Origin of the sequence: Alkalicoccobacillus plakortidis, from assembly GCF_023703085.1 — a bacterium.
Classification (GTDB): domain Bacteria; phylum Bacillota; class Bacilli; order Bacillales; family Bacillaceae_D; genus Alkalicoccobacillus; species Alkalicoccobacillus plakortidis.
Genome location: NZ_JAMQJY010000001.1, coordinates 28,827 through 42,795, shown reverse-complemented (window position 1 = coordinate 42,795; position 13,969 = coordinate 28,827). Strand labels below are relative to the sequence as shown.

The window sequence follows — 13,969 nt, the reverse complement described above, 5'->3', positions numbered from 1 at the left end:
ATAAATTTCACCCAAAATAAAAAAGCCTTCTAGTCGGCTTTAGGATGAAACGATTCTTCTGTTATTAGCTCATACTCTTCTTCTGAAATGGCTCCAAGCTGCACGAAGCGTCTCAACTGGTCCTTTCTGCACCAATTCTTCTCATATCTTTCTTTTAAGGATTCAAACATTCATCTTCGCCTCCACCATCATTAGTCTTAATTCAAACTCCGTGTTCTGCTGACCTTGCATCATTTGTTCTATTTCCATTTCAGTGAGCTGCTGCCCCTGTATCATTGATTGAATTTCGAGTTCTGTTACAGATTGACCTTGCATCATACTTTCTAGCTCACTGTCAGTAATCATCTGACCAAGCTCTCCGTTTTGCTGTTCCAACCTTGTTAATGGATCAACAGGTATTGGAACGTTCAGTAGTTCATCTATTTTTTCTTTAGACAAACCCTCTACCCATTCACCATTAACCAGTTTCGCTTGAAAGAGTCCATCGATTGGCGTGATCTCTGTGCAATCACTAGGAATCTCATATATAGGTACTGAGTTCTCAAAATCAATTGGATCAATAATTTTCGGCTCTATATAAAAGCCTTCTTCAGAAATCCGATAAACCTGTTTCATAGGTTGCTCCTTTCTTATCTGTCAGCTTGGGAATGATAACGACATATCCACATAACTTTCAGCCCCTGCACGTGACACGTCTTCAATCCAGACAGTACCATTTTCTCGAATTACAACACGAGTGTAAGAGATGGTTCCTGAAGCAGATGCAACATTAATGACTCGAGTCTTTTTAGGTCTAAACCCTTCAGGTAAAATAAAAGCTGATATATCTGGATTACCAAATATACCGTTCCTCATTGCCCCTTCAATATGAACGTTCCCTGCTGAATCTTTCGTAAATTCCACAGGTCTAGTTCCGTTTTGTTCCAAGCGATTCAGTAATACTGGACGAGTCCACCTTAATGGGCTCTGCCCCTCTTCATACCAATCTGTCCATACACCTTCGAAAGCCCAGCAGTCCAATAACGACGACCATTCACCGTGTCCCCATTACCGTATAAAGTCTGATAAGTTCGGCTGTTGTGTACACGAACCGTTAAAACAGTACCGTATCCGAAAGGGTATCCTGTGACATCGTTATTATGAGATGAAATGGCGAATATACTTAACCCTGTAGGATAGGTGCCAACTAGATCTGCAGCAAGTTTAAAGTTAATGTTATTAACTTGCTCCGAGGTCACATTGTGAGGGTTATTTTTGTTATTTGCATGTGCATTTACTTTAGCTTGCGCCCCTGAGGTTGTCTCAGAGTCTTTCCAACCTCTCCAGTTACCAGTATTCAAAAAGTTACTGTAATTGTTACCGTCCCAATCTTGACCAACTAACCACCCAAAATTGGCAGATACTTTATGGAAGATTCCTCTGTAAGATTGGTTTGGATTTGGTATATTCTTTACATCATTTGAAGCATAAAAGGTATACACACCATTACTTAATTTCGACATATGATCAAGAAAATCACCCGATGTTAAATTAATCTTTGGTGTCCCGTCTTTAGTAACGATAGGTGATTGAGCATTGTCCTCAATTGCTTTGTTTATTCTTGCTTCAGCGCCAGCAACCGTTTCGATTTCGACCCAATCCTGCCAGACATTATCAATGTCTCTCGAAGATCGAATCCTCATTGTACTGCCAGAGTTGTTCCACCTAATATGATATTGAAGTGTAGAATTATCTGCATTACGGATGGTCATTACAGTTCCATACGTTGTTGGCCAACTGCTATCATTACCAGTTGAAAAACTTGTTACACCCATCGGATATGTTCTAGGTAAATCACTAGCCAATTTACGGCTAATAGTATTTACCAAATTACTCGTCGCTAATGTCTGAATCGCTTCTTTCGTTCGATGCGGAGTCATGTAACTGGCAGTATGATTCCCTAACTCTGCTTGAGCTTTAGTCGCAACAGGGTAGTCTTGTACATTTCCTAATTCGACTTGCGCTTTTGTTACTTTGTGAGGATTATCATCCTGATCAGCATGCTCTTTCACTTTTAAAGTAGCTGCATCATCTGCTTTAAGCTGAGCACCTACGACCGTCTCATTCTCAGAAAGACCTCTCCACCCTGAATCTAAACGCCAAGTACGGTACCAAACCGTATCTACATTGGTTGATGCATCATAGATGTACTGAAAGCATCGATGTGAACCCTGACGAATGGTGTGGACAATGATTTGATTGACTGGAAAACCTAAACTCACACCGTTAGCAGTTTGAAACATTGAAATTCCATTTGGATACGACGAACCTGGTTCACTCGCTTCAAAAATAGTTGAAATATTAACCTGTTCAGTCGTTACTTCGTGAGGATTCTTCTTATCTCCCTTGTGTGCATCAAAATCATCTTTTTTGGCTTGTCTTTCATTTGTTACGTTTCCTAAACCTATTTGTTTTTTTGTCACTTCATGAGGATTTTCCTTATTGTTGCGATGCTCGTCCCCTTCTTCATTTGCATCTTTAATTCCTTGCTCCCAAGCGATTTAAATCATCCTCATTGATCGGATCATCCGGAAGCCAATTAGTTTTGGCTTTATAATCTGCCATTAACTCACCACCTCAAAAGTAAATCGAAAATCTAGAGACCTATTTTCACTCACATCAATTTGTGATCGACGCTCAGTAATAACTCGGCCTAATTCATCATATAATGCAATGTGCTCTATCCTCTTATGACCCTCTGCTCGTCTTGAAAGCAAAGAGATTTTAGTACCGTCTCTTTGCTTATCAATAATCTCCACTTCTTGGCCATTTAATTTGATCGATGAAATACGCTCAAACAAATCTTTTGCTGTTCGCTCCAAATAATAGGCTGAAATCATCGTAAAACCACCTCATTTAGATCCCTTGTTACAGAAAGACCGACTCTTAATTCTTTGACTCTTCGATAACGACGGTAATTGACCGTAACTGTATCAATAATCTGCAATCGTTCATTTAAACCGGCTCTAAGCACATAAGCTAAGTGCGCCGGCTTCATGAGTTCTAATGTCTCAACAATTTGTCGCACATGCTGCAGGTCATCAATATTCACATCCACAGTAAATTCATACTGCTTTGGTAGCAACCGTACAAGCGCAGATGGATTACGTAAGAAACGATTAATCGCATGTTCTAGCGATCGATACGTTGCCGGCGGAATGTTGGAAACTTTGTTGATTAACCGCGCTCTTCTCATTTCTATATCCTCAGACCCGTCACGCTGTATATTCAGCAACCCTTCCCATCGATCTAAACCCCATGTAGCCGAAGTAATAAACAATTGATCGGTAATGGAAAAGATCGCTTCGTTCTGCTGTTCAAACTCAGGCGCTTGTGTTTTTAGAATCTCTTGCATTTCAAGGAGTCTCGAAAAATATTCCGGTAGATAGTCGGACATTTCATCAAACTTGCTCATTGATCGTGACCTCCCCTAATTGCGGGATTTCTTCGTCTGCTAAGTCCAAGTTTTCTGATGTGTTGTTTAGACGAACATCACTGTAATCACTAACGGAATGAGCATTAAAGATGATGTTAATCACTTGAGACAATCGAACGATTGGTTCTTGAAAAGAGATTCGGTTAAACAGCTTTTCAAATTCTCTCCTAAGCTCCAATCTCACATCCTCTAACGTTCTCCCTGGTTCTGGCAATACATCAACTTGAACATTTATCACTTTATAAACAGCACTTTCAATTGTGGCCACAGCCCCAATGGGTGCTTGACCCTCCCCCTACCTGGTACCGGATCAATAAATTGTTTTACTTTATTTAATAGTTCAGGCGTTGCTGGCTGCATATTAGAGTCAGTGATCACGATCTTGACCGTACCTGGACCATTCCAAAGTGAAAATACTTTAGCACGTCCGACCCCATCATAACTCTCAGCCCACGTCTTATAGTGTGCAGCATTGCCACTTACCGCCTCACGTCGCACCCGAACTAAATAGCGTTGATATAATTCAGGATCGGTCTCTTCTGCTCGAGCAGGAATCAATTGAGCACCCATTGTTGCGGTTTCTAGCCCTGGGATGGTATCAAGCGCTTGGAGCGTTTGACCAGTTAAATTAGCATTTCCCTCATCACCTGGCGTTTCACTTTGGAGTTGATCTCCTTCAAGTGTGATGAAGTAGAGCGGATCTAAATAGAACCGAGTCCCAACGGGTACCGTGCGATTGAATACACCTTGCCAGACAGCTCTCGTAGCGGGTTGACGTTCAATTCCTGCTTCTTGAGCTCTCTTTTCAAGGAACTCGCCCGATGCGGTATCTGCAAACACGAGATCAAACATCGCTTCTAACCAGATATACGATTGCGTGATCTCCGCAGCTGCAGGAGCTAGAGCATTCCAAATAATTCCTCCTTCTCTCTTATCTAAGTCAGGAGGAACACCATCCATCATACGCTCCATAATTGTGTCAAAACTCTGCTCTCGAATTCTCTCAATCGCTTGTGAATATGAAAGTCCTTCAAACACTGTTCAACACCTCTTCCAGTTCCAACGTTCCCTCATCAATTTCAACAACGAACGAAACGTGAAACGCATCCTCACGCTTCTCAATCTCAAACTCTCCCACCGAAAGAATGCGCTCATCAAACTCGATGGCTTCCGTGATGAGCCTTGGAATTTCCATTTCTTTATATGCATCAGACGTTTCAGAATCTGATAGGGTTTCCTGTAATTCGTTGCCTACTTCATCTGAATATATGGCATGTGCAAAGCGGTCTGTGCGTAATGCCATATGAATGAACTGTTCTACTGCAGCTGGTCCTTCTATGATCGTGCTTAGGATACGACCCTTCTCGAAATCAATCGTAAAGGTTCGTGAAGGATCAACTACGTCTTGATCCTCATCATTAATCGTTAGTTCAGGTGATAAAGACACGCCCTCACCTCGCTTTATATTTTATCGAGCACATAAAAAGACTGGCCACCCGTCATCACAATTATCATGACATTGTTTCCAGTCTCTAACGCACCCTCTCGATGTGATTTCAATCGGTTGGGTAATACAATCAAATCTGCAGGGATTTGCAATTTGTCCTGACCCTTTAAACGAATGCTTAAAGGGGTCGTACTCATCACGCGCCCTGGAATGATAGCCATTGGTTGCTTTGCATCATTAGCGTTATTGGCTATTTCTTTTATAAGATTGGCAAAACGACTCATGATTCTCCCTCCGGAATTGTGTTCACTTCAACAAGGTTTAGCTGCATCTGATGCGAAGATCCACTGAATGTATGGCTATCAACATCGATCCAGTAATTCTTCTTAATGTTTAGTTCACTGATTCGGATATGAACTGGTAAGCCACTTTGAAGATCCGGAATCCCGACTGCTTGAACCGAATCAAGTTTACTTTTAACGCCTTTCATCTGCGATTGACGGACATTAGCACGTTGTTGCAACTGAGCCTGATTCAACTCATCTGTGACCGTCTCCACATGCTGTAGCACCCCGAATTTGCGGGCTCCAAGCATCATCACGAGCTGTAGCAGTAAATACCTTATCATCTTTTTGCATTCTTACTTTTACTCGAGTAGCCGACTCTTCAATACTTGTGCTGTATTCATAATTAAGTAGGTTTCCTTTGTCTCCATCTTCAATGACCCAGACCTCATCCGGATCCGGCCAACGTCGTAGTCCGAGCTTTCCCTTTTCCGAATACAGCTGATAGTTTCGTGAAGTTTGTCCTCGCGTTTCTTTCAAAGCTCGCAAGGTCATATCATAGAGACTTGTATCATTCGCGAAGACTAATGATTTTAGCGTATATCCTGTGTTTGCTAGAGTAGTCATGGGAATTTGAAAATCGTTGCACATACGCCTTAGTATTTGATCGGCGCGTTGATTACTAAAGACATAGACATCTTTGTTTTTAACGAGATAGTGCAGCATATCGTATGCAACAAAAAAGAGCTTTCCATCTTTGGGCACTCGACCGAATACCGTCCCACGAAAGAGCTCTTTTCCTTTCCACTTGAAAATGACCATATCCCCCTCTTCTACACCGTAATACGTTTCAGAACCTTGCTTGACGATAATATCAGCTGTAATCTTTCGCGCTGCCTTGTATCGCTCGCCTTCCCACTTCACCATTGACGTAACCAATTCAAATTGTTCGATCTTACTAGCTGTCTCAACGACTTTCCATAATTCAATCATTCTCTCACCTACTTAGGCGGTATTCGTAATTTGAAACCAATATGAATCCAGTGACCTTGTTGACGATTATTTCTTGCATCGCGTTTGATGATTTGAGCTTTGTTTTCATTCCATATCTTACGCCATTGAAGGTTGTTGCCGTATTTACGACCAGCAATAGCCCAAAGTGTATCGCCTTTCTTGACTGTATACATCGTGACCTTTGCTGTTTTAACAGGCGAAGGTCGTTTCTTTTGCACCGGACGTGCTTGCTTAATTTTTCTAGGTGTGGCTACTTTGTATTCTTTTAATCGGACAGAGTAGGTTCGATCCCCTATGTCCATCTCGCCCTCACCATATGGAAAGTCTTCAATGCTACAAAGGATATTAATCTTTGTACCTGTCACGATTAATCGAACTGGCTCTTTGTTTTTCAACCATTTCTCAATTTTATCGATGCAGTTCTCCGGTGAAGGGAAATTACTATATTCACACTGAGAGGTATGTCTTTTTGGAAAATAAGACGCAAAGGAAATTTCCCTTGCGCCCGGATCATCTATGAAAGTCAATTCACCGAACCGACTCACCTTCACACTTTCATTTTGAACATTGCTTGCAAAATCAATCGTTTCCGGCAACACAGGGAGTCGCAGTTTGTCTTTCCCCTGGCTTAACCAGATCTCATATACACTCTTAGGCACCCTGCGCACCTCCCGATCCATTATCTACGTCTTCTTGTAGTATATCGATTAATCTGCGTTCCATCTTTTGTAGGAAAGCTTCTTCGTCTTGTGGTGTATGGAAGTGTTGATCTCCGTTCATCTCGATTGTGATCGAAATGCCACCAGACGAGGTAATGACCTTTTGCTGATTCTGCCCCGTCGCAATGGCTGCTTGTTCTTTAAACGAATCGGAATGTCCTGCATCATCTTCAGGATCGTAGACTTCCATCCCAAGTGCTTGTGCAGCTCGACCTAAAAGATAGCGTCCACGGATGCCACGCTCTTCCGGAATGATCCACTCACGTTGACCACCTTCACCAATTCGAGCAATCTGTTCATTGGTGATTAATCCACCATTTGCATAGCCTCGGTATGCGCCACCATTACGCATGGAACGAATACCTGGTACATTTGAAATATCGCCGTAACGAGATTGAATGTATTTAATGGCTGCAGCTGCGTTATGAACAGGGTTATAGATGTCATCCATTCCAGACAGCTTGTGAGCATTAAAGGTAGGGTCAATGGTTTGCATCAGACCTTTAGATGGGGTGCCACGTCGTGCGTTGCTATCCCAATTATTGACCGCTCTCGCGTTTCCGCCACTTTCTTTCATGGCCATCGTCACGAGTGGTTCAATCCAGTCCTTGCCTACACCCGTTGCCAATGCAGCTTGTGCAATAGCACTTCGTGTCGATGCACCGGAGCCACCAAACAGACTGTTTCCACCACCCACAGGGTTAAAGGCTTGTCCGTTTCTTCGTGTCTCATAGTGGACGTGTGGACCCGTACTATTACCTGTTGATCCGACAAGTCCAATCGTTTGACCACCAGAAACAAGATCTCCTTTTTTCACAAGGTTTCTTGAGTTATGGCCATATAAATATTCAATGCCATCAGCACCTAATATTTTAACCAAGTTTCCGTATCCGCCCTGCCAGCCACTAAACGTTACCTGACCAGGTGCTTGTGCCGGGATTGGTGTACCCATAGGTGCTGCAAAGTCTAACCCTTTATGATTAGTCGAGCCAATTCCACCCGGTGATTTTCGTGGTCCGAATCCAGATGTCATGGTAAATGGTGATCCGAAGTCAGGAGCCATGCCTGTGTACGCACTGATTAAGCCATCCACTTGCTTGTTAGCGAATCTTTGAAGGTCAACGGAATCAAGACCTTTTATAATGCCTAAGGAAGCCCATTCTCCAAGTCCAGCCATGACACGAGACGGCGAGTGGATACCTAACCGCTCTTTAAACGTTTTCTCAACTGTATCAGCTAAGAATTGAGCTGCTTCTTGTACTTGAGAACTCTGTGAGCGCATGCCCGAAACAAACTCGGTCATGGTTCCCGTTCCCAAGCCGTTTCCTTTTCCTTTTGTCTCATCAAAAGGTTTATGAACCTGCGACTGTAGATATGGCTGTGTTCCCGTCGGTGTACCATTCTGACCTGCACGGAAATTAGTGACCGTATCGGTACCCCATTTAGATGCTCCACCCTCGATGACTCGGAATGGCTGTTTCACTTGCTTATCTAAATGAGTGCCGGTGTTCGTTGGTGTGGCATTCTGACCAGTAGAGAATGAGTTCACAGTACTTGAACCGAATCCAACCGCTTCTTGCATCACATTGGTCATAGGCTGTTGGACATTCTTATGTTTCCATGCATCCATTGAAACGACCGTACCGTTTATACCTGCAGCAACGGATTCCGAAAAGGCTTTTCCGTAAAGTCCTGCCTCTTTTTCGATTCCTTTTGCTTGAACCTGACCAATGCCAACTGTCGCATGAACGGTTGCTGATTGAGATCCACTTGCGCTCGCTGAACCTCCGACAAGACCGCCATTTGCATAAGGTTGTACGCCGAGTGCTTTACCGGTTTGTTCATATAAATCAAGAGCTCGACTTCTACGAGATGCAGATAGAGGAATAATAGCCTCATGCCCTGCTTCACCAACCAAACCTAAATGCGGTCGGGTAATAATCCCACCATTTGCATATGCAGCAGCGTGTGGACCATTTTGTCTTTCTTGTTCTTTCTTAGATGCGGAAGTGCTGACACCTGTGCGCTGTTCCCCCACATTGGTTGTGTCAGAGAACCAACCAGTGACGGCATTCCATGCACCTGTAATATTGTCCCAAATATCTGAAACAATGCCCCATGCATCTTCAAACGCTTCTACAATGGAATCTTTGATATCAGATACACTATCCGCAATGGGGTCCCAAACGACTTCATCAAACCAATTAGAAATAAACATCCAAGCAAATTTGACTCCTGCAATAGCATCATCAAATTCCTCAGTCATAGATGTTTTTAAATTTGTAACCCCATCTACAATTGGCGTCCAAACGTACTCATCAAACCAATAAGATAAAACAAACCAGGCAACCTTGATCCCCGTGATTGCTTTTTCAAACTCATCCACGAAGAACGTTTTGATAGCTTCTACATCATCTTTAATTGGCGACCATATAATCTCATCAAACCAATATGATAGAAATGCCCAAGCTAGCTTAATACCGGTGACACCTTTTTCAAACTCATCTACAAAATACTCTTTTACTGAAGTTGCTGCATCCTTAATAGGAGTCCAAACAACCTCATCAAACCAATACGAGAAGAGTGACCAGGCAAGCTTAATACCTGTCATTCCTTTTTCAAATTCGTCGATAAAATAGTCTTTAACGGTTGTTAATGCATCTTTAATGGGTGTCCAGACTACTTCATCAAACCAAAACGATAAATAAGCCCACGCAAATTTTGCCCCGGCTACTGCATTATCAAAGTTCTCAGAAACGGATGTTTGAAAGGATTCAACGCCTTCTGTAATGGGTGTCCAGATTACTTCATCAAACCACTCAGAAAAAGGAGCCCATAATTCTTTAACTCCCTCCTCGATCTTCGTCCATAGACCGACCCAGAAGTTCATTACGTTAATAAATGAATCTTTGTAAGGAGTCCATACCTCTTCATCAAACCACGTGGAAAAAGATGACCACTTATCAGTTACCCAGTCATATGCACCGTTCCAAGTTTCACTAATAAAATCTGATGCAGCATTTGCTCCGTCAGTGATCGGGCTCCAAATGGTCTCATCAAACCATGAGGTGAACGAGGACCATGTATCTGAGATCCAATCCGCCGCTGCACTTGCTCCGTTCTGAACTGGCTGCCATACTGTTTCATCAAACCATGTCGCAAACGACGACCACAATTCCTTCGTCTTTTCAATGCCATTAGTCCAACTTTCACTAATGCCATCGCCAATACCTGACCAGTCAAGATCTCCTAACCACTTACCAATCGCTGTTCCACCGATAGCCCCTGCGATCGAGCCAACAATTCCACCTACAATGGTTCCAACTCCAGGAAAGACTGAACCAACTAAGGCTCCAGTCGCAGCTCCACCTGCCATACCGCCAAGTACTCCACCAGCAGCACCAAGCTTTTTCCCCTTCAGGAGCAGTGGCTATGCTTGCAGCCCCTAGCGCAGTTCCTAAAAGAGGTATGCCTTTCCCGAATTTCGACCATCCCCCACCAATAGTCGGCGAGTTGGTAGTAGTAAATGATGGTAAGCCAAATAAGGTACCCAACTTTCCTAACCCTTTAAATTTGCTTGTTGTTGGGTCTTTTGGTCCTTTAGGTTGAGAATATCTTTCTTGGTGTTGTCTTTGATATTCATCCACTCGATCTTTTGAGATATATCTACCTTTAGAATCTCTCCATCTACCTTGCCCATCTTGAGATGCTCCTTTAGGCATTCCAGATGGACCAAGAGGACCTTTAGGACCTTTCTTTCCAAAAGTGACACCCCATAATTTAGAAACACCTCTACCAAATAATTCAGCGCCTCTACCTAATGGACCTTTAGCTATTACACCTATAAAAGCAAGTGTTAAAGCATTTGCAAAGAGTGCTCCTGTGTTTGCTCCTTCAACTACCCAATCATCTTTCCCAATAAGTCTACCGAAATTTGATTTTAGAGCTGTCCAGTTAACATCCAAAAGCTTTTTACCAAGTCTTAAAGATAAATCTATTGGATCTATTGCTTCTACAAAACTATTAACAAACGAGCGTCCAACCATTGCACCAGCTGTAACAAATTCGTTATCCGATTCATTTTCAAGACCCAGTACGCCTCGAATTAGTCCTCCTAAAATATTTCCGTAAGTAGATCCAATAGCTTCGGAACCAGCTATAAGACCTGGTGCACCTTTTTCATTCCACCAATTTGTAAATTCACTTTGAATATTTGGCCAGACGATATTCCATCTGGTTTGAAAATCCATATCACGGTATTTTTCAAGTTGGTTGTACCGTTTCTCAAATTCAGGATCTTGTTCAAATTTCTCTTTAAGTTTTACCTGTTGATCTTCGGTAAGATCTCCACCTGGGAATAGAATCTGCAGTTGATCTTTCGCAAAAGATCCAATGGATTGCAAGGGATTTAAGAAAGATGCTGCTGCCGCTTTTCCTGAACGTTTAAAGAAATTCTCCATCTCATCAAGAATGAATGAATACTCGCCTCTCCATTCTCTAAAAGCCACTAGCATCGGTTGAAACGCATCGCTAAGTCCAGTTCCCCATGCCCTTAAGATTCGCTCATTAATCATAGAGGTAACACCTAACCACAGGTTACCTAAGTTGTTAGACATCTTCTCCATTTGACCGTTAAAACGTTCGAATTCTTTTGTAGCTTCTGACCATATTGATTTAATATCACGACCACTTTCAGCAAGCTCTTCTAAGCGAGCTCTAGCTTCACCTGAAATAGCCCCCATCTCTTGTAGACGAGCTGTTGCATCACCAATCGGACGACCCGAAGCCATTCCATCATACAAACGACCAAACCACATGGCCGTTTCTCCGAAATCCGTTTGAGTACCAGCTGCAACGTCCCCCACCAACCGTAAGCCATCTGCGGTTGAAAGAGCGTTACCTGTAAAGACTTGTAGGACTCGTGAGGCTTCGAATATATCGTCCCGTTTAAAAGGAGTTTGTCCTGCAAATGTGACTAGTTCATCTAATCTTTCTTGAGCTTTTTCAGCATCACCTAGTAATGTCTCAAAAGCACTCGTCATATTTTGGCGACTAGCTACCATCTGAAGGGGTTTAACAACCCCGCCATAGGTACCAGCTCCAACACCTAGCATGGCACCAGTGCTACTTGCCATCCCAGCAATAGCTCTAATAGGTTTTGTTGCTAAATCAGCTACTTTGACCGTCATAGTTACTGTTCGGTTTAAATGAGTGTTAGCGAAATGAGAGATTCTTCTAGCCGTTCCTGTAAAGAGATCAACGGCTCTTACTCTTAAGTTTTGATCACGTAAGCTAGTTCGAGCAAAAGAAGAGATTCGACCAACTGTTCGACTAATGAGATCAGTGGCTCTAAGGCTAACAGTGTAGCCCCGCTCTAACTGTTTGCGAGTGAATGAAGCGACTTTACGAATTGTTGTTGATACCTGGTCTTTCGCTTGAATAACGTACTCATATTGTTTACCGAATTTACGTTGTAAATTTCGTTTTAATGAGCTTGCCATTGGCGTGAGACGATCAACTGCTCTCATTGTGATTTCATGTGAACGTGGCATATTTCGTTTAAGGTACCGATTCATACGTTGCATACCTTTTGTGGCTCGATCATGTAGCCCGACATTAATATTATGAGCTTTTACAGCCTTACGCAGAAAAAATCGCTCAATACGCTTCATCTGACGACTGGCACGGTCTTCCGCACTAATAATCATAGGTTTTTCAATGCGCTTACGAATTTTCTCAGTGTGGCCTAACTCACCATTAATTCGCTTCAAACGTTTGGTAATTCGGTCCTCTAATTCAAAAATCGTTTTGACTCCCATTAGTCATCCTCCTCTCTTATTTCTTAGCTTGTTTGGCTAACGCTTCTAATTTAACCTCAACTGAAGCAAATACAAACGTCCGCCAGTTTTTAGAACCTTCCATCAAAGCGACTAACTCTGATAAAGGCTGATTGCACTCATGTAATAGATAGTGGAGATACACCGCGTCTCGACTAGCCGGCGAGAGATCCCCACCTGTAATTAGTTTTTTGCCAGTTCCTCAAGATCATCTTCTTCTAAGAATCCATTGACACGTTGCGTTTCTTCCAACCATTTCGAGAATTCTCCAGCTACACTTAAAATCTTACGTGCTACTTCAACAGGATCTTCGGTTTTGTACGCTTTACGGAGTTTCTCTGATGTGAAGTCTGGAAAGACAGTGGACTCTACAGCAATACGTTGCATAAAACGTTGGTTATCAAAGTTACGAACACGACCAGTGCCACGTACATTTTTATACGTTGTATTATCTTTCTCTAATTCATCTACACGATCAGTCGAGATAGGTTTGAAGATGAAAGGCACAATCTTTCCATCTTTCGTAAATCGCTTGCTAATTAGGACTTTGACCTCTTCCGCTTCCTCTACCTTGCCTGGAAGAAAAATAGATAAGTCTTGGATTTGCTCTTCGTGTGATTCTTCTTTTACTTCTTCTTGGTTTGTTTTGTTTTCGCTCATGGTTAATGGGCTCCTTTGTATGTGGGTTTAGTTTTAAATAAAAATAGACACCCTCATCTTTGAAGGTGTCTACTCGTATTGCTTTTTATTAGTTAAATGAATCACTTAAACGAGAAGGTACATCAAAGTCCTCGAATGTAAATGGTGCTTCTTCCTCAAGAGATTCTGAATCAACATCAAGACCTGCAATCTTAGCACTGTCGAAGTTCACATCAAAGAGCGTCACACGTTCAACGCCACGACCTGAAGCTTTATCATCAAGCACTGCTTGAATAGTAAAATAAGGATCTTCACCTTTTTTCACATAGTCACGCATAAGCAAAACGAATTTGGATGTTACTTTGTAGAAAGTAGCAGTTCCAGTACCAGTTGCTCCAGTTGTTTTATGAGTCGTCATGCGACGACCCATGATGCTTACTTCGTTTTTATTCTTTTCCACATTAGCTTCAAAAGTTTTAATATGCGCCATTTCTACTCCATCAAGGAATAAACGCCCCTCTTTACCACTGATCGTATTTTGTCCTTTAAACATA

General features: G+C 42.4%; 13 protein-coding genes and 3 pseudogenes. All 16 read right to left on the bottom strand.

Annotation, left to right across the window (positions count from 1 at the left end; translation table 11 throughout):
* Nucleotides 1–29: 29 nt before the first annotated feature.
* Entirely contained in the window at nucleotides 30–170 is a 141-nt protein-coding gene (locus NDM98_RS00290) for an XkdX family protein (RefSeq protein WP_251603076.1), read from the bottom strand.
* Complete coding sequence (locus tag NDM98_RS00285; protein WP_251603073.1) at nucleotides 163–615, bottom strand: YomQ N-terminal domain-containing protein; 453 nt, start codon at nucleotides 613–615, stop codon at nucleotides 163–165. Before NDM98_RS00285 ends, NDM98_RS00290 begins: the two co-directional genes overlap by 8 nt.
* Before the next feature lie 21 nt (nucleotides 616–636).
* Nucleotides 637–903 carry a hypothetical protein gene (locus tag NDM98_RS00280; protein WP_251603070.1) on the bottom strand — a complete coding sequence of 89 codons (267 nt, stop codon included), beginning with the start codon at nucleotides 901–903 and terminating at the stop codon, nucleotides 637–639.
* Nucleotides 904–956: 53 nt separating this feature from the next.
* Nucleotides 957–2,330, bottom strand: coding sequence for an XkdV family phage structural protein (locus NDM98_RS24860; protein WP_506324398.1), 1,374 nt, complete (start codon nucleotides 2,328–2,330; stop codon nucleotides 957–959).
* Between the two features lie 48 nt (nucleotides 2,331–2,378).
* Nucleotides 2,379–2,604: pseudogene (locus NDM98_RS24815) on the bottom strand (terminase); the annotation flags it as partial.
* Nucleotides 2,604–2,879 carry a hypothetical protein gene (locus tag NDM98_RS00270; protein ID WP_251603064.1) on the bottom strand — a complete coding sequence of 92 codons (276 nt, stop codon included), beginning with the start codon at nucleotides 2,877–2,879 and terminating at the stop codon, nucleotides 2,604–2,606. The gene NDM98_RS00270 and the pseudogene NDM98_RS24815, both read right to left, overlap by 1 nt.
* A complete protein-coding gene (locus tag NDM98_RS00265) occupies nucleotides 2,876–3,454 on the bottom strand; it encodes a putative phage tail protein (RefSeq protein WP_251603061.1) in 579 nt (192 codons plus the stop codon). Before NDM98_RS00265 ends, NDM98_RS00270 begins: the two co-directional genes overlap by 4 nt.
* Nucleotides 3,441–4,447 (bottom strand): annotated as a pseudogene (locus NDM98_RS00260) (baseplate J/gp47 family protein). Before NDM98_RS00260 ends, NDM98_RS00265 begins: the two are co-directional and overlap by 14 nt.
* A 58-nt stretch (nucleotides 4,448–4,505) precedes the next feature.
* Nucleotides 4,506–4,922 carry a DUF2634 domain-containing protein gene (locus NDM98_RS00255; RefSeq protein ID WP_251603058.1) on the bottom strand — a complete coding sequence of 139 codons (417 nt, stop codon included), beginning with the start codon at nucleotides 4,920–4,922 and terminating at the stop codon, nucleotides 4,506–4,508.
* Nucleotides 4,923–4,936: 14 nt separating this feature from the next.
* Complete coding sequence (locus NDM98_RS00250; protein ID WP_251603055.1) at nucleotides 4,937–5,206, bottom strand: DUF2577 family protein; 270 nt, start codon at nucleotides 5,204–5,206, stop codon at nucleotides 4,937–4,939.
* Nucleotides 5,203–6,199: pseudogene (locus NDM98_RS00245) on the bottom strand (XkdQ/YqbQ family protein). The gene NDM98_RS00250 and the pseudogene NDM98_RS00245 overlap by 4 nt, the downstream one beginning before the upstream one ends.
* Before the next feature lie 8 nt (nucleotides 6,200–6,207).
* Entirely contained in the window at nucleotides 6,208–6,879 is a 672-nt protein-coding gene (locus NDM98_RS00240) for a LysM peptidoglycan-binding domain-containing protein (protein WP_251603052.1), read from the bottom strand.
* A complete protein-coding gene (locus tag NDM98_RS00235; protein ID WP_251603037.1) occupies nucleotides 6,872–10,315 on the bottom strand; it encodes a peptidoglycan DD-metalloendopeptidase family protein in 3,444 nt (1,147 codons plus the stop codon). The genes NDM98_RS00240 and NDM98_RS00235 overlap by 8 nt, the downstream gene beginning before the upstream one ends.
* Complete coding sequence (locus tag NDM98_RS00230; RefSeq protein WP_251603034.1) at nucleotides 10,197–12,758, bottom strand: tape measure protein; 2,562 nt, start codon at nucleotides 12,756–12,758, stop codon at nucleotides 10,197–10,199. The genes NDM98_RS00235 and NDM98_RS00230 overlap by 119 nt, the downstream gene beginning before the upstream one ends.
* A 201-nt stretch (nucleotides 12,759–12,959) precedes the next feature.
* Nucleotides 12,960–13,436, bottom strand: a complete 477-nt coding sequence (locus NDM98_RS00225) for a phage tail assembly chaperone (protein ID WP_251603031.1) — start codon at nucleotides 13,434–13,436, stop codon at nucleotides 12,960–12,962.
* 88 nt (nucleotides 13,437–13,524) lie between these two features.
* Nucleotides 13,525–13,968 (bottom strand): phage tail tube protein, encoded by a 444-nt coding sequence (locus NDM98_RS00220; RefSeq protein ID WP_251603028.1) that lies wholly within the window; start codon nucleotides 13,966–13,968, stop codon nucleotides 13,525–13,527.
* Between the last annotated feature and the right edge of the window lies 1 nt (nucleotide 13,969).